The organism is Leifsonia sp. 10L418 (assembly GCF_056395445.1).
On record NZ_JBFTJN010000007.1, the window covers coordinates 21,293 to 36,957 of the forward strand.

Consider the following 15,665-nt stretch of genomic DNA (forward strand, 5'->3'; position numbering starts at 1 on the left):
GCAGCTGCTCGTCAGAGGCGCGTCGGCTCGGTGATCACCGCCGTTGTGCTCCGGCGACCGCGGAGCTGATCCGACTCGATCAGAAGCCGGATGTTGCCGATCCGCTGCTCGTACTGCGCCCGCAGAAAACGCGCGACTGCCCAACTCAGGAAGGCAGGACGGAACCAAGGTGTCAGGAAATCGACTTCGTAGCCCGCATTCCATCTGTGCCTTGCCCGGGTGGCCTCCCAAGAGGCGTGAGTTCTAAGCGGCTAGCCGTCAGTTGCCATCAGCAGTGGCGAGGTGACACGATCAAGCGTTAGAGGGGGCACGGTGGGCGATCGCGCGAATACCGGCCGATGACGCGAGGAAGATAGCGCCGAGTGCGACCCAGCCTGCCGTTCCATTGTCTACAACCGTCACGGCGATCACAGCGGGGGTCACCATTGTGCCGATTGAGAACGCCATCGCGAATAGTCCTTGGTATGCGCCGGCGCTACGCGGGTCAGCGAGCTCGTAGCTAAGGCCCCAGATGCCTGCCGAGGAGAGGATTTCAGCGAACGTGTGGGCAATGGTTGCGACGATGATCACCGCGATAGCCACCACGGGCGGCACACCTGCGGACGCCGCATACACGGCGCAAGCAATAGCCATGAAGATGCCCGCCCAGGAGACCGCTTTTCCTGCGCGTCGAATGTCATGGCTGCCTCGCGAGAGTGGAATTTGCAGAGCGACTACCAACACGGTGTTGACGATCAGAGCTATGGACACGACGACCACAGGGGCCTCTGTGTGGTGCAATACCCATAAGGGGAGACCAATTTCGGCGAGACCGAACTGTATTCCAAATAACGCAGAGAGCATTGCCAGCCCCAGATAGCGTGGGTCCCGCCACGGTGACCGGCCAACCAAGTGTGCAGAGGCCACCCGGCCGTCCTTCGAAAGCACAATTGCGTCTACGCGCAGTGGCAAGGCGGCGATACGTGCGGCGCTGCCTAGGGTTGCCAGGGCTGCGATACCGAGAGTTATGCGGTACGCGTCGGACGTGTTCATCAACAGCGGGATACTCGCCGCAGCGGAGCCGAGTGCAATTCCAACATTTCCTACAGTCAGCAGAATCGCTCGTGCCCTGATCCGGATTTCGCCTTCGAAGGCCCGGCCGACGATGGCCGCTCTCACGGCCTTGCTGCCGCTGTTGGCCCCGGTCACCACGCAGGCGATTATGAGCGCAACAAAGAACGATGAGGCGAAAGCGTAGGACACTAAGGCGAGCCCTTCCACCACCAACAGCGCAAGAAGGAGTCTTCTAGCGCTCAATCTGTCGGCGAGGCTGCCGCCGAGCCACGACGTGCCCACGCCTACCGCGCTTGAGAGAGTAAGAATTACGGCGATCTCTGCGACGCTGAGCCCGATGATCAACGTGAAGTACAGGACGGTGAGCGCGAAGAAGACACCGCGGCCAAGGGCGTTGAAGAATATCGAGGTGGCGAGAATTCGTAGTACCTGTTGGTTTGTCTGCCCGTCAGGTTGAACTTCGATGCTGTCGGTGGTGGGAGCTTTAGTAGGCACATGTCAGTTCTGCCAGAAGTGAGCGAGCCAAAGAACTGATGTAGGTTATTGCTTCATGCTGACCTACATGCTGACCGAGGAAGACGTTGGCGAAGTCCGGTTCGGTATTTCACCCCTGTGCGAGATGGGGCTCTCACTACGATCTATCAAGGATCCGGCCCGGTTTCCGCTCCAGCTTCCCTGGCTGAGACGCACGGAAAGGGCGCGCGCAAGCCTGAATACCGAAGTGCTGATGGCGCTGATCGACATGCGTTTATGGACGCCGGACCTGCTCAATCCGCGACCGGGATCTCCGCTCACGCGCATCGCCGACGAACTGGACACATTCCGCTCGACTGATCCTTCGCTCTTCATCCGGCAGATTTCGGAATTGCACGGTGAGATACCGCCGGTGCTCAGGGGCGATCCGAGAGCGGCACTCGACCGAACAGCCGATAGTCTCGAGCACTACTGGGAGAGCTGCTTCCAACCACACTGGCTACGGATGCGCACGCTGCTTGAAGCTGACATCGCCTATCGCGGTCGGCAGATTGCTCAGGCCGGATTGTCGGCGATGATCAACACCATCGATACCAAGGTGTCCATCGCCAACGCCGTCGTATCGGTGCATATGAAGTGCCAACTTGCCGCCTCGAAAGCAGTCGCAGGGCGCGGTGTTACTTTCGTGCCCACCATTTTTACCAGCGGCCCATGCGCACCGACCGACCCCAACGAACCACCGATGATTATGTACGCGGCACGCGGCCAGGGTGCAATGTGGGAGACCGACACCTTGGCGACTGATTCAGGGGCCATCCAACTACTCGGTCGAACCCGAGCGGCCCTGCTGACAGTTCTCAGCGAGCCGTCATCGTCCACAGAACTAGGAATGCGCATGGGCGTCACAGCGTCCGCAGTCAACCAGCACCTGCGGGCACTCCATGCCGGACGCCTCGTCACCACAACGCGCCACGGCCGCGCTGTGCTTTATCTTCGAAGCGAGCTAGGCACCGCGATTCTCGGTGGGTAGGGCATCACAGAATCGGCCGACGTTGAATTTGGGTGGCGGGAAGCCGCGTACGCGTCGGCGACTGGCGGTTTCGATGTCTTCGGTGCTGCCGCTCTTCACCTGATTGCTGAGGGATTCGATTGAGTTGCGGGCATGGGTGAGGAACTCGTCCCATTTTTCGGTGCCAAAATCTGTGCGCCAGCTGTTGTGCCAACGTTTCCGACCCGAACGATGGAGACGATATGCGCGCACGACGATTGGCGTTGACGATTGTTGGCTTGCCGCTGGGGCGAGTGGTCATATGAGCTGTTATCGGCGGCTTCCACGACCGCGACGTTGGCGTGAGCCGTACCTGCCCGCGAGCGCATCCTCGTAGGCGGCGAGCCACACAGACGCCGTTAGTCGACGAGCGTGAGCCGCTGATGCCACGCGTACGAACCAGATGCTGGCAACGGCTAGAACTGAGCCAAGTATCACCGCGACTACTGCTTGGCTGTTGGTTCCTGCGAATGTCAGCGCACAAGCAGAGATGATTACAGCGACCATGCTGAGCGGTACTTCGGCGCCGTTTGCGCTATGCGACCGTAGGATTCCTAGGATCTGAAGACGCGCTTCGGGGTTTCGACGGGTAGCTTTCTCGAATTCAAAGACGCGATCCATCGTCAATCTATCGGCGTGAGAAGTCGGAAGGAACGCGCGGGCCACATCGGAGAGTTCATCCGGCAGATATGGAACGCTTTTGGCCGATAAGTACGCATCGCGGGACGCTTGGTCCCGGAGTTTTCGTCTCTGACTCATTGAGCCCTTGTTAGTCCCTGTTTGCATGGAATGAGCTTGCCCGATACTGGCGTCGTTCGCGTAGTCCCCGACGTGGGGATTCGATACCTCGAGCCGATCTCTGCTGTCGCGAACAGACGGGGGTCGCCGAGTTGCGTGGCAACACACGACGGTGACGGGCGGCGGGACACCGTGTGCCACAGTTGAACTCATTCGAGCAGGAGCAATTCCTACCCGCCGCACAAAAGAAGTCTTTAGCAGTGCCGAGCATGTCCTAATCGATCCTCGACCCTTCGTCGGGCATGCTTGGGCGATCAAGTATCTTTCAATTCCATAGGGCGCAAGACGATGCGGTCCATGAGTTAGGACTACGAATGCCCAAGGACTCCGAACCTTCGATCGATGACTTTCAGCAGGAAGCTCCTGCAATTCCGCAGCTACGTGTCAGCAATGTCAGCGTGAGGAATTTCAGGCTTCTGCGTGAAGTGGACGTCGCTCTCAGTGAGAGAGCGACGGTTCTCGTTGGGCGCAACAACACGGGAAAGACCTCATTAGCGGAGGTCATGACACGGTTCTTCCAAAAGGCGAGCTTCAGGCTCGCGCTTGCAGACTTCTCGTCTGAAACATACGACCAGTTTCGACGTGCATGTGAGTTGTATCTCGATCACGATGAAGACGCGGCCAGGGACGCTCTGCCGACGATCAGTTTGACGATTACCATCGCGTACGACCCGAAACTTCCTGAGTACGGTCCATTGTCTGCTCTCATCGTTGATCTTGATCTGAACTGCAACGAGGCCAAAGTCAGGTTCGACTACGCGCTCGAAGGCGGTCGACTGAAGGAGTTCTTTGAAGGCATCTCCCTTGACCCGACCACTGGTGCTGTCCCATGTGCAGAGGTCGTGCTTGACGCTATTGGTGACCGAATTCCCAAACTATTCAAACGAACGATCGCGGCTGTTGACCCGAACGATTCGTCGAACATTAGAGAAGTTACGCTCGATGCAGTTCGCAAGCTCATCACAGTTGATTTCTTGCAAGCCCAGCGTGGTCTTGACGACGAAAAAGAGCGTCCCAAGGAGCTCATCGGGCAGATCTTCCAGTCGCTCTTTACCGCCGCATCTAACGCAGAAGACGAAACCGCTCAGCGGAGGACCGCCGATGATCTTGCAAAAGCTGTGGAGGGAATTGAGACTCAACTTGGTGCCCAGGTAGGGCGCATGGTTGCCGGCGTCATTCCGACGCTCGAACGATTCGGGTATCCCGGTTTGAATGACCAGGAACTTGAGACGAAGACCAAGCTTGACATCGAGCGATTGCTCTCGAATTACACAAGCGTCCATTACCGCGGAGTGGCGGGAGTTTCACTCCCAGAGTCATACAGCGGTCTCGGCTCACGGAATCTCATCTTGATTCTTTTGACTCTCCTGAGTTACTACCGGGAGTACGCGGCAAGGGGCAACACCCCGGGTGTACATCTCGTTTTCGTGGAGGAGCCGGAAGCTCATTTGCATCCGCAGATGCAGGAGGTTTTCATCGATCAACTGAGCAGTCTCGCGAAACTCTTCCCTGGCATCGACAAGACCAGTCAGGATTGGTCGGCCCAATTCCTTGTGTCCACACACTCCTCGCATGTCGCCAACAAGGCAGAATTCTCGTCGATCCGGTATTTCCGCCTGGCTCGTGCCGTGACAGGTCAGCAGGGGTTCCATGCGGACGTACTCGATCTCAGCCGCGCCGAAAACCTCGACGAAAAGTTCCTCCACCAATACTTGACGCTGACACGATCGGATCTGTTCTTCGCGGACAAGGCAATACTCGTCGAAGGAACCAGTGAGCGTCTGATCGTTCCAAAAGCGATTGAAAAGAGCGCGGAGAAGCTCTCGAGTCAGTATGTGACGCTGTTGGAAGTTGGCGGTGCCTATGCGCACATTTTCTTCCCTTTACTCGACTTCCTGGGCCTGCCAAGCCTAACTATCACGGACATTGACGCCGTCGGTATTCAAGTCGGTGGCACGAAACGTACGGCAGCTCGCGTGCATTCCGGTGACCGAACAAGCAATGCGACTATCAAGCACTGGTTCTCTGACAAAGAAGTAACTCCCACGGAGCTACTTCGGAAAGCGGAGACGGATTCCATCCAGCGTGGGAATCGATACATCGCCTACCAAGTGCCTGAAGTAGAACAACTACCTGATGCGGAAGTTGAAGCATGCGGCAGGTCCTTTGAAGATGCCTTTATTCTGGCCAATCCCACTCTTTTTGGGCTCACGCTGACCGGAGATGTGGTGGTCGATGAAGCGACTGCCCAGGCGGAAGCTGAGGCGCACAAGAAGAGCGACTTCGCGTTAAGGTTCGCCATTGAGGACACCGACTGGGTAACGCCTCGCTACATCCAGAGGGGACTCGACTGGCTTCTGAGCTTCCGCCATCCCGAGACTGCTGAAGTCGCAACCGACGCCGGGGGCACGGTGGTTGTGAAGTGAGCGAGTTGAATTCGGAACTCTTGAGGACCGCGGAGCAAGAAAGTGATTCCGCGTTGCAGTCGGTCTTCGCGGCCTTGGAGGCTCGGGAGAATTTCAAACTTGAGGCGGGTGCGGGTGCAGGAAAGACGTACTCCCTCATACGGGCGTTGCAACACATTCTCTCAGAACGCTCGAAATACCTTCCAAGAGCAGACCAGCAAATCGCTTGCCTGACATACACCAACGTGGCTCGCGATGAGATTATCAACCGAACGGATTCGAGCCCTTTTGTGTTCGCCGACACGCTGCACGGGTTTCTCTGGGAAATGATCCGGCCGTATCGAAAGGCTCTGGCACAAGCCATTCTCGTGGCCGAGAAATGGCAAGAAACGCTCGAAGGGCGCAGAACGCTTGACGGGTTGGAAATTGACTACAATCTTGGCTTTCGAGGGATCGATGATCACGTCGTAACCCTCCACCACGACGATGTTCCCGCCCTTGCCATGGAGTTGCTCAAGAACGCGAAGTTTCGTGCACTGATTGCGGACCGATTTCCAATCATCTTCATCGACGAGTATCAGGACACTCCCAAAGGGCTCGTGGAGGCGATGCTCGTCGGCCACAGGGAAGACCCTCTGACATCTGTCTACGGATTCTTCGGAGACCATTGGCAGCAGATCTACGACAACACTTGTGGATCAATCGAACATCCAGCGGTAACCGCAATCCCCAAGAACGCCAACTTCCGTTCCGGCACGGCAATCGTTAGCTTTCTCAATCAGCTTCGGCCAGAACTGCAGCAGGCAGCTGCCCATGATGCAGGTACCGGGACAATCACGATCTACCACACCAATGAATGGCCCGGCGAACGCCTTGGCAGCAACTGGAAGGGGCAGATCTCACACGCCGCGAGCCACCGGACGTTGGATTGGGCTATTTTAGATGCTCAAGAACACCGCTGGGCCAATGCAAGTGACGACGTCAAGAATCTCATGCTCACCCATACTTCGATCGCCAACGAGCTCGGGTACGAATCACTACCCACCATCTTCAAATACAACGATGCGTTCATCCGTAAACAGGACCCTGTCCTCGCCTTTTTGCTCGATGTCGTCGAGTCAGCAGCCGTCGCGTTCCAAACGCACAGGTATGGTGACCTCTTCGATGTTCTCGGACGTACCCGGCCCCACATCCGGTCTCCTCGAGACAAATCTCAATGGACCAACCTCTTCGAGAAACTCAACGACCTACGCGACAGCGGAACGGTAGGCGATGTGCTCGACCACCTCAATGGTCAAAAGCTGTTCTCGATCCCGAGCAAAGTACAACACCGCCAAACCAGCCTCGATGAAGCACTCGCGGAACTTGAACAGGGCACAGCGCTATCCGAGCGTCGCCTCGTTGAGTATCAGCGACTGAGAAGCGTGTCGTACTCGGAAATTCAAGCTTTGGCGTCATATGTGGATGACAAGACGATGTTTTCAACGAAGCACAATGTCAAGGGTGCCGAATTCGACAATGTGGTCGTCGTGCTCGGACGCGGCTGGTCAGCCTACGACTTTGCCAAGATGCTCGAGAACTTTCCGAGGAGAGACCAGCTCAATGACAGCGAACGAAAAAGCTTCGAACGGTCACGAAATCTGTTCTACGTTGCAGCTTCGCGCGCCAAACACAACCTTGTTCTTATCTTTACTCAGAAGCTAGAGCAGGGCGCGCTAGAGACTTTAACGAACTGGGTTGGCGGCTCAAACATCGTTCCAATTTCATTCGCTGACGAAACCACGCCCGCGTCGGGCTCATAGCTGTTCGGTCATCAGCAAAAGAGGCATTGAGGAAGATGTCACCAAGTCAGCGACCCGCGATACTTCCGCACGTGCAAAAGTGCCACGGAGTTCCTTAGCGACCTGAGTCGCCCATTCCTATGTCTGGTTGAGACGCACTGGCGAAGGCGCCGCAGACGGTGATGCACGCGGAAGCGTGGCTGGGCGGCGGGGAAGCCGGCGCGCAAATGTCCGAGGTCGCCGGTAGCGTTCGCGTAAGTCACTAACAATCTAGGAGTCCCATGTCATCCGATGAGTATCCCTTCCCAGTTGCGGTTTCGCAGCTGGGCGAACTGGACTCGCGCGAATCTCAGAACGCGCGTGCTATCAAGTGGCTTCTTGCGCAGGCCGGCGGTTCCGTCGTCGTCGTTACCCCTCGCAAGCAGTTTGAAAGCGAGAGCCTCAAACGACTGATTGCACGTCCTGACACGACCCACCTCACCTGGCGCGGTTTCTTCGCAGGGTCGCTCACCAACCGCCGGGTGATCTATGCCTGGCCAGATCGACAGCACCTGAACGAGCTCTGGGAGGTCGATGCCGATGCACTTGTCGTCCTTGAATGGGGTGGAACCGAGACTGCGGCATGGATCGAAGATGCTAGACCTGTACGGCTCTTGCCCGGACTGACGGTGCAGGCCCCGTCAGGACCCGATTCCGGGGTAGCGGCCGAGCCGCTGCCGAATGGCATCGGCGGGATTCTTGAATACATCGCGGACTGGGCTGCCGGCTACGACTCCGGATTGAAATGGAATGAGGAGGACAAACTAAAGGCAGACATGATGAACTGCCCGGAACGGTGGGAGTCCGTCAAAGTTGAGCAAGTTCGAGCCAAGTGCCGGGACCTGAAAATGCGACCGAACGATGTCGAGACGATCGTTGGATTCCTGGAGCGTCGGAAGGAGGGACGCCGATTCAATGTGAGGAGTTCCTACCGGGACTTCCGATTCGCGTAGCGGCTCCATCGTTGGCGCAGATGCCAGACTGAGCACCATGGCTGATCAAGACGCTCACTTCCGAATCATGGACGAGGCGCTGAAGCATCCCGACGGCCGCGCCAAAGGCGGCGAGCCGTGCGTCATATGCGACGACCCAGTATCAACCAGCGCTCACTGGGTGCAACGCGACCGGCACGTGTGCTCCGGACGATGCAACGGCCTTCTGCGTCGCCGATATGGAAGAGGTAGCGCGAGCATTAACGCCGAGAAAGTGGCTGCGGCGGTCGAATCCGTCGGGCCCCGACCGAATCCGCGCACCAGCGGGCCACGCGCGTTCCAAACTCGGCCGGACGCCCACCTGCCCGAACTTCCCATCGAGTGGGAAGGCTACGGTCCGCACCCCGGCGATGTTATCGAGCGGTACGGCATCCTGACCCAATACCTCGTGCAGGACATGCCGGACGGCTATTTCACCTCGAGGGTCGTGATAGCCGTCGCCGAGAGCGGAGACGTGTTCGTCGCCGGTGCCAACAGCGATGGCTACTACTCGTCCCTAGTGATCGGGCCGCACTCGCCAGAAGGTGAACGGCTCGAAGGACAACTGTTCACCCATACCTTTCTTGTCAACGGCGTGCTGTGCGAGTGGCACCGTGAGCGCATCACAGACCTCCAGCCTGACGGCATGGACTACTTCTTCTGGGAGTGCTACGCCGCCGCGCCCATCGATGCTCCGAAGTACCCCGAGCCGATGCATTCCGCTCGCTACAGGGCGGAGATGGATCGTCGCCGACGGGTCAGCAGCAACTCGGCAAAGCATGAGCGGCGGGCGCGCGAGGAAGCCAGGATTGAACGATTCGATCCGCTGGAAGTATACGAACGAGACGAATGGCTCTGCGGCATCTGCGGAGATGAGGTCGATCCAGCGGTGCTCCATCCCGATCCAATGAGCGCGAGCCTGGATCACGTTGTACCTCTGTCGAAAGGTGGCGATCACATACGAGAGAACTCCGTCCTCGCGCACTTGATCTGCAACATCCGCAAGTCGGCCAACTGAGCGTACACACCCATAGTCCCGATGCCCGGGGGAATGAATGACGCCTGCGCGATGACGTCTAATCCGAGTGGATTCCGCCGGGCAATTTCAACCGCATCGGCCACAGTGTCGAGGTGATCCGGCCACAGGAACCCATGTATGTCGAGTGTTTCAGTTGCTCGAGCGTGCCTGAGATCGTGCGGAGTCGGATTCTTGTCGACGAACCGCGCACCCGCAACAGCCCGTGACCCGACGCGATTTCTCCAATTGCTGTCGTGTAAGTCACCACTACCCGCCCGCTCGCTAAAGACCTCGACGTGCGTCACTTTGCCTGCCGCGGCGACGAGGCGCGGGCTGTAGTTCGTGACACGGTGACTCGGGAGCTGCCGCATGCGCCGTTCGGGCATCGGCCGGCGCAGAGCTGACATCTATCGCTGTACACTCGCAGAAACGTTAATTGGCCTCCATAGACCCGGGAGCAATTCGATGAGTTTTTCACTTGCTGTATTACAGGCAATGAACGATACCGCTTACCGCATGCATGGGCAGGAGAAGTCAAACCGTGAGTTTCGCAAGCGAATCGCCGCGGCTTGCTCGGCATTCCCTGGCATGCCTGGCCTTGAGACAATGCGCTTCGACGAGGGTAGGGATGTCTACTACCCGGTCGTCTTTGCTTCCTCAACGGGGGGATTCCTAGGCATGAGTACCTCGAATCGATGCCTGCTGGGGGTTTCCATGACAGGGACAGGGAATTCGAAGATGAGGTGCAGTTTCGAGGACTTGCTCATCGGATACTCGGACTTTAACTGGCACACAATCGAAAATGTTCTCCAGCGCGCACTCCAGGGCGACCCAATGTCATTCGATGAGTGGACGGAGCAGAAGGGGCAGGCGGGAACCAAGATCGTCAACTACGGAGACGACAACACCATCGGAGGTCGGGACGTGACACGGTGGTAGCCGACTATGGTTCGCCGATAACCGTCCGCGGCGACGGCAACATCGTGGCCGGACGTGATGTGAATGTTGGCTCTACGACGTTCTCGATCGATCAGGTCCCGTCGGCCTTTCAGCGCGAGTTCCAGACATTGGAAAAATATGTTAGATCTTCGGACTCTGCTGAAGCGAGACGTGCCAGAATCCGAACGTTCGCCCAAGACATGACAATCTCAGGATTTGGAGCAGCTTCCGGCGCCATCGTCGCGCATCTCCTTGACTTGATCTGAGTTGCATCCTCTGGGACCACGTGCCAACTTAGGCAGACGCACAAGCTTCATCTGGCTCTTCGGAATCAAAGTTTAGGTGGGGTCTGAATCGTGCGGCTTCGAGCAGTTCTCTGGCGATGGAGTGCTCCCATCGGTTACGGAGAGCGTGCGTTGCGCTATTAGTAATCGCCGTCTGTCGAAGTCGATTGGCACACTCTCTTCATCGGGAAGCTCCGGGCAATAGCGCGTCGCGGACTTGGCGGACTAGCTTTTTTAGTCTGTCGGCCTTGCCGTTCCTCTTGCCATCGCGTGCTTTGCCGGGCGCTCAGGCGGCAGCGATGAGTGTCGCGAGGATAGCCAGCGCAAGAGAGACGGGAACCATCACCTGCTTCTCCGGTGCGCTCTTCGACGCGAGGTTCGGCAGGACGCTCAGTATCAGGAAGCCCGCGATCACCCACATGGCGATGACCGCGACGAGGCGGGCGGGGAAGGCGTTTGTGATGTCGGCGCGCTCAAGGGCGATGAAAGCGAAGATGGCGTAGGCCACTATCGACAGGGCGCTGCCGACCCGCAGTTGCCGGGGGAGAACTATGTGCTGTCCGCCCCAGGCAAAACGGCCGAAGGGGAGCCCCGCCGCGAGCATCAGCTGAAAGACCGCGAGGGCTGTGAGCATTACGACGAAGGCAATGGCGAGTCCGGGTGTCATGGTGAGTCGTCCGTTCTGGTGTTGGTGTTGGTGTTGGTGGTGGTGGTGGTGGTGGTGGGTGTTGCGGATCTAGTAGCGGTGCGGGATGAGCACATGTCCATTTGCTGCGGGCTGATAGTGGAGTCGGCCGGGCGATCTCAGCGTGGTCGATCGAGTTCGGCGAACGCTCGAACGGGGAAGGTACCGAAGTTCGCGATCTTCGGCGCAACCGCGGTGAACGTTGCCCCGCGGGGCGGCAGCTCGCCGAGGTTGGTGAGGTGTTCGACGATGTGGATACCGGCTCCCAGCAATAGTGCGTGCACCGGTCGTTCGCCGCTGGAATCTTTGTCGTCGACATTCAGCGAATCGATTCCTACCAGGCCGACGCCGGCCTCGATGAGGAATCGTGCGCCTTCCTCGGCGAGGTAGGGGGCGCCATCTCCATAGGCCGGAGTTCCGAATTTCCGATCCCAGCCCGTGTGCAGGAGTACTGCGGATCCGGCGAGATCCCGTCCTCGGAAGGCCGATGCAGGAACGCCGCGCTCCGGGGCGTTGGGCAGATGGATTACTTCGGCGCTGAGGCCGACCAGCGAGTCGAGGTCAAGCCCGGCGAGGTCGATTCCTCCGGCAAAGCAGTGGAAGGGGCTGTCGAGGTAGGTGCCTGTGTTGCCGATCATGGTGATGATGTCCATCGTGAACTCAGTGCCGGGCGCGTACCGGGCCGGCGAGTCCTCGCGGGAGAGGAACGGTGTGATCGTGGGGGCGGGCAGGCCGGGGTAGGTGACGAGGCCGACGGTGATGGTGTGACTCAGGTCGATGATGCGGGGCATCGGTCTTCCTTTCGATGGGTTGTGAGATGGGTGACCATCACTCGGTGATGGGCGGGGCTTCATTCCGCTCGCGTTAGGTGACTACTCAAATCGGGATCAAGATCGGCGCAGTCAGGGCGCTTGGTGGCGGTATCGGACCAGGAGGTATGCCGCCAGCACCGCTGCGAGAAAGGCCGTCGCCCCGGCGGCGATGAATGCTGCATGGAATCCCGCTGCAATGCTGTGCGGCGCCCGATCCTCTGTGACTTGGTAGGCGGGCCTCTCGATGACCTTGGAGACGGACGTGACCACGACTGACGGGCTTGCTGTTCTTCGACAGTGGTTCGAAGGCGGCGTCGAAGCCCGATTCCGTGCCGGCGTCTTCGAGTTCACCCGCCGGTCCCAGACAGCTAGCGCCGAGCGTTCCGGATCTTGCCGTACCCGCGCATGAGCTGCGGGACGACGAAGTAGACCGCTACTGGTACGACAATGATGGAAAGGACGAATGAACGAAGTACTGGATTCAACTCGCTCGCGAACGGGGCGATGGCGAAGGAGCCGACGGTCACGAGCGGAAAGATCGCGACCCAGGTGATCAACGCCCGGATGTGGACGGACGGCGGCTTCGGTGCCGCAGTCCGGGCGGGGGATTTCGTGGTTGAGAGTGACATGGTGATGTTCCTTTCGATTGTTGGGTGGTCGATTCCCGAGCGCGGCGTTGAGGTGACTTCAGGCCCGGACGGCCCGGCGGCGCCGAACCCAGCGAAGGATTGCGGTGGGGAGCAGCCCTACTGCAACGGCGAGGAGGAAACCGAGAGCCAGGAGGAGGGGCGTTCGTGCCTGCACGGCCAGGGGCGCCGCTTCCTGCGTGACCCGATAGATCGGGTATTCGATCATCTTGCTGACGGAGCGAACGACCGACGGGCTGCTGCTCTTCGACAGTTGTTCGAAGGCGGCATCGAAGCCCTGCTCGCTGCCGGCTTGTCCGAGTTCGCCCGCAACCACGGTGGCGGGCGCATCACGGAGCAGTGAGGTCTTTATGACCAGGCCGTGCCTGGTTGTCACGAAACCGTTGACTGACAGCGCGGAGGTGGTGGCCCCCTGCGAGTAGCTGTAGACCTCGAAGATCGAGGCGGCATCGATCTCGTCGACCCCGTCGCGCAGTTCGACGGCGATGCTCGGCCGTCCCCAGGGGAATGCTGTGTTCATCAGGAAGGCTGTGTCTTCGAGTCCGAACCGTTGCACGGGCATCGCGGTCGGGGCGTTGAGTTTCCATCCCGGGTAGCGGATGGATTCGCCGACGCGGGTGGCTTCCGCGTCGCCAGCCATGTCGGCGATGACTTTGAGTGTGCCGGGGATGCTGGAGGTGACGCCACCGGTGGTGGTGACGCGGCCGTCCTGGACGTAGCGCTGTCCGGTAACCCAGGACACCTCGGGGTTGGAGGTTTTGAGGGCGGCGATTCGGGACCAGTGGGATGTTGCCTGGAGTCCGTCGAGGATGCCGGAGGCGGCGAGCAGCCGGGAGCCGGCGCAGATGCCGAGGATGCGGGCGCCCGCGGTGTACTGGCTGACGATGAACTGTCGCGCCGCGGCTTCGTCGGGCCCGGCTGGACTGTTCACGGCCGGGACCACAACCAGGTCAGGGGTGGGTGCGGCACCTGAGGCCACCTCGGCGAACGTGTGGGCTGGTACGACCGACATCCCACCGTCGACGGCGGCAGGATCGGTTGAGTCCGCGATCGTGTAGACGAAGAAGTCGGGCGAGCTGGCGAGCACGTCGTATGGGGCGAGAGCGTCGGCGGTATCCGATCCCGACTGCCCGAGAACGACCGCGACGATGAATTGACCGTCGCGCGTCGAGTCGCGGGGTTTCGGCGAGACTGCCGCGCTGTTTATCGCGGACGCCGTCTCACCGCCCGATCGGGACAGTCCGGCGATGGCGATGGCGGCGAAGGTGGCGAAGGTGAGGATGACGGCGAGGGCGATACTGCCGATGCGTCGGGCGATTTTTGCCATGGTGGTCTCCAATTGGATTTGTCTGATTAGTGGTGTGCTCGGGGAGGGCGTGTTAGAGGGTCTGAATGAGAGAGATCAGCGATTCGGGAGGCATTTACTCCGGGCAGGATTCAGGCGTTTGGGAGTTCGTCGCACTGGGTGTGCGGCGCCGACGTGCCGCGCCAACCGGGACCGCATTGGCGACTCGTTCGTTGCTCACCATGTGACGGAGGGAGACGACGGTCGCGGCGATCGCGATCGTGTTGACAGGCCACTTCCACCGGAAACCGGGGCGGCGGGGGAGTCCCCGTGGTCGCGATTCTTGTTTGTGAGCATGACTTCACGGTATTGTTCGCTTGCCGACTCACCTAGGACACGCTGTTGACGATCTCGGCCACGAAGGAAGACAGTGAGCGAACCACGCATCGTGATCGTCGGTTTCCCCTCCGTGCAGATCCTCGACGTGACAGGACCGCTAGAGGTGTTTTCCACCGCCTCGCGGTTCCTGCCCATCGCGCCGTACGCCACGCAGCTGGTGAGTACCGCTGGCGGGCCGGTGCTGTCGACGAGCGGGCTGGAATTTGCCACGGGACCGATGAGCGGGGTGGTCGGAGACATCGACACTCTCGTGGTCGCCGGCGGCAGCGACATGGATGAGGCCGCGGGCGATCCGAGGCTGGTCGACGGCATCCGGCGACTGGCTTCGCTATCCCGACGGGTCACCTCTGTGTGCTCAGGCGCGTTCCTGCTCGCCGCCGCAGGGCTTCTGGACGACCGGCGGGCGACCACCCACTGGGCCGAGTGCGACATGCTCAGCCGTGCCTACCCGAAAGTCTCCGTCGAACCCGACGCCATCTATGTGCAGGACGGCAACGTCTGGACCTCCGCCGGCGTCACCGCCGGAATCGACCTGGCCCTGGCGTTGGTTGCCGACGACCATGGGAGAAAAGCGGCCGCGACCGTCGCGCGGCGCCTGGTCGTCTACCTCCGGCGTTCGGGAGGCCAGGGGCAGTTCTCGGCACTGTTGGCCGCGCAGTCCGCGAACGAGGAGCCGATCCGCGACGTGCTGGCCTGGGTCCCCGACAACCTGACCGCCGACCTCTCCATTCCGGCGATGGCAACTCGCGCCCACCTATCGGAGCGGCAGTTCAGCCGCGTGTTCAAATCCGAGGTGGGCATCACTCCGGCCGAACATGTGGAAGTGGTGCGGATGGAGGCGGCATGCAACCTCCTCGAAACGACGCTGATGCCAGTGGAGGAGATCGCGCGAACATGCGGGTTCGGAGCTCCGGAGACCATGAATCGAACCTTCCGACGTCGCCTCAACACCACCCCGGGCAACCATCGAGACCACTTCGGCGTCGCCTGACCGACAAGCCAACCGTTGGCGAGGGCACAAAGGGCA

The 15,665-nt window shown here is 59.8% G+C and carries 12 protein-coding genes; 7 read left to right on the top strand and 5 right to left on the bottom strand.

Translation table 11 applies throughout. The annotated features are described in order from the left end of the window. Positions 1-291: 291 nt before the first annotated feature. Positions 292-1,548, bottom strand: a complete 1,257-nt coding sequence (locus tag AC1DCF_RS14285) for an MFS transporter (RefSeq protein ID WP_477211599.1) — start codon at positions 1,546-1,548, stop codon at positions 292-294. 55 nt (positions 1,549-1,603) lie between these two features. Here AC1DCF_RS14285 and AC1DCF_RS14290 point away from each other — a divergent pair, with 55 nt between their 5' ends. The 6 genes from AC1DCF_RS14290 (at position 1,604) to AC1DCF_RS14315 (ending at position 10,526) form a co-directional block, all read left to right on the top strand. Then, complete coding sequence (locus AC1DCF_RS14290) at positions 1,604-2,557, top strand: ArsR/SmtB family transcription factor (RefSeq protein ID WP_477211600.1); 954 nt, start codon at positions 1,604-1,606, stop codon at positions 2,555-2,557. A 1,130-nt stretch (positions 2,558-3,687) separates the two neighbouring features. After that, positions 3,688-5,799, top strand: coding sequence for an ATP-dependent nuclease (locus AC1DCF_RS14295; RefSeq protein WP_477211601.1), 2,112 nt, complete (start codon positions 3,688-3,690; stop codon positions 5,797-5,799). Next, positions 5,796-7,580 (top strand): UvrD-helicase domain-containing protein, encoded by a 1,785-nt coding sequence (locus AC1DCF_RS14300; RefSeq protein ID WP_477211602.1) that lies wholly within the window; start codon positions 5,796-5,798, stop codon positions 7,578-7,580. Before AC1DCF_RS14295 ends, AC1DCF_RS14300 begins: the two co-directional genes overlap by 4 nt. Before the next feature lie 260 nt (positions 7,581-7,840). Continuing rightward, positions 7,841-8,551 (top strand): hypothetical protein, encoded by a 711-nt coding sequence (locus AC1DCF_RS14305; protein ID WP_477211603.1) that lies wholly within the window; start codon positions 7,841-7,843, stop codon positions 8,549-8,551. A 37-nt stretch (positions 8,552-8,588) separates the two neighbouring features. Beyond that, positions 8,589-9,587 (top strand): HNH endonuclease, encoded by a 999-nt coding sequence (locus AC1DCF_RS14310; RefSeq protein WP_477211604.1) that lies wholly within the window; start codon positions 8,589-8,591, stop codon positions 9,585-9,587. 465 nt (positions 9,588-10,052) lie between these two features. Beyond that, a complete protein-coding gene (locus AC1DCF_RS14315) occupies positions 10,053-10,526 on the top strand; it encodes a hypothetical protein (RefSeq protein ID WP_477211605.1) in 474 nt (157 codons plus the stop codon). Positions 10,527-11,096: 570 nt separating this feature from the next. On the opposite strand, the gene AC1DCF_RS14320 is transcribed toward AC1DCF_RS14315, so the two are convergent. The 4 genes from AC1DCF_RS14320 to AC1DCF_RS14335 form a co-directional block, all read right to left on the bottom strand. After that, entirely contained in the window at positions 11,097-11,477 is a 381-nt protein-coding gene (locus AC1DCF_RS14320) for a hypothetical protein (protein WP_477211606.1), read from the bottom strand. A gap of 137 nt (positions 11,478-11,614) precedes the next feature. Continuing rightward, positions 11,615-12,286: a cyclase family protein gene (locus AC1DCF_RS14325; RefSeq protein WP_477211607.1), complete on the bottom strand. Its 672-nt coding sequence runs from the start codon at positions 12,284-12,286 to the stop codon at positions 11,615-11,617. A 389-nt stretch (positions 12,287-12,675) separates the two neighbouring features. Next, complete coding sequence (locus tag AC1DCF_RS14330) at positions 12,676-12,936, bottom strand: hypothetical protein (protein ID WP_477211608.1); 261 nt, start codon at positions 12,934-12,936, stop codon at positions 12,676-12,678. A 58-nt stretch (positions 12,937-12,994) separates the two neighbouring features. Continuing rightward, positions 12,995-14,281: a DJ-1/PfpI family protein gene (locus tag AC1DCF_RS14335; RefSeq protein ID WP_477211609.1), complete on the bottom strand. Its 1,287-nt coding sequence runs from the start codon at positions 14,279-14,281 to the stop codon at positions 12,995-12,997. A gap of 406 nt (positions 14,282-14,687) precedes the next feature. Between AC1DCF_RS14335 and AC1DCF_RS14340 the strand changes: the two genes are divergently transcribed. Beyond that, a complete protein-coding gene (locus AC1DCF_RS14340; protein WP_477211610.1) occupies positions 14,688-15,629 on the top strand; it encodes a GlxA family transcriptional regulator in 942 nt (313 codons plus the stop codon). Positions 15,630-15,665: the final 36 nt, after the last annotated feature.

Excerpts from the sequence above, each read along its gene's own strand:
- AC1DCF_RS14315 (WP_477211605.1), top strand. The coding sequence starts at position 10,053 with ATGAGTTTTTCACTTGCTGTATTACAGGCAATGAACGATACCGCTTAC.
- AC1DCF_RS14290 (WP_477211600.1), top strand. The coding sequence starts at position 1,604 with ATGCTGACCTACATGCTGACCGAGGAAGACGTTGGCGAAGTCCGGTTC.
- AC1DCF_RS14325 (WP_477211607.1), bottom strand. The coding sequence starts at position 12,286 with ATGCCCCGCATCATCGACCTGAGTCACACCATCACCGTCGGCCTCGTC.
- AC1DCF_RS14330 (WP_477211608.1), bottom strand. The coding sequence starts at position 12,936 with ATGTCACTCTCAACCACGAAATCCCCCGCCCGGACTGCGGCACCGAAG.
- AC1DCF_RS14335 (WP_477211609.1), bottom strand. The coding sequence starts at position 14,281 with ATGGCAAAAATCGCCCGACGCATCGGCAGTATCGCCCTCGCCGTCATC.
- AC1DCF_RS14305 (WP_477211603.1), top strand. The coding sequence starts at position 7,841 with ATGTCATCCGATGAGTATCCCTTCCCAGTTGCGGTTTCGCAGCTGGGC.
- AC1DCF_RS14295 (WP_477211601.1), top strand. The coding sequence starts at position 3,688 with ATGCCCAAGGACTCCGAACCTTCGATCGATGACTTTCAGCAGGAAGCT.
- AC1DCF_RS14320 (WP_477211606.1), bottom strand. The coding sequence starts at position 11,477 with ATGACACCCGGACTCGCCATTGCCTTCGTCGTAATGCTCACAGCCCTC.
- AC1DCF_RS14310 (WP_477211604.1), top strand. The coding sequence starts at position 8,589 with ATGGCTGATCAAGACGCTCACTTCCGAATCATGGACGAGGCGCTGAAG.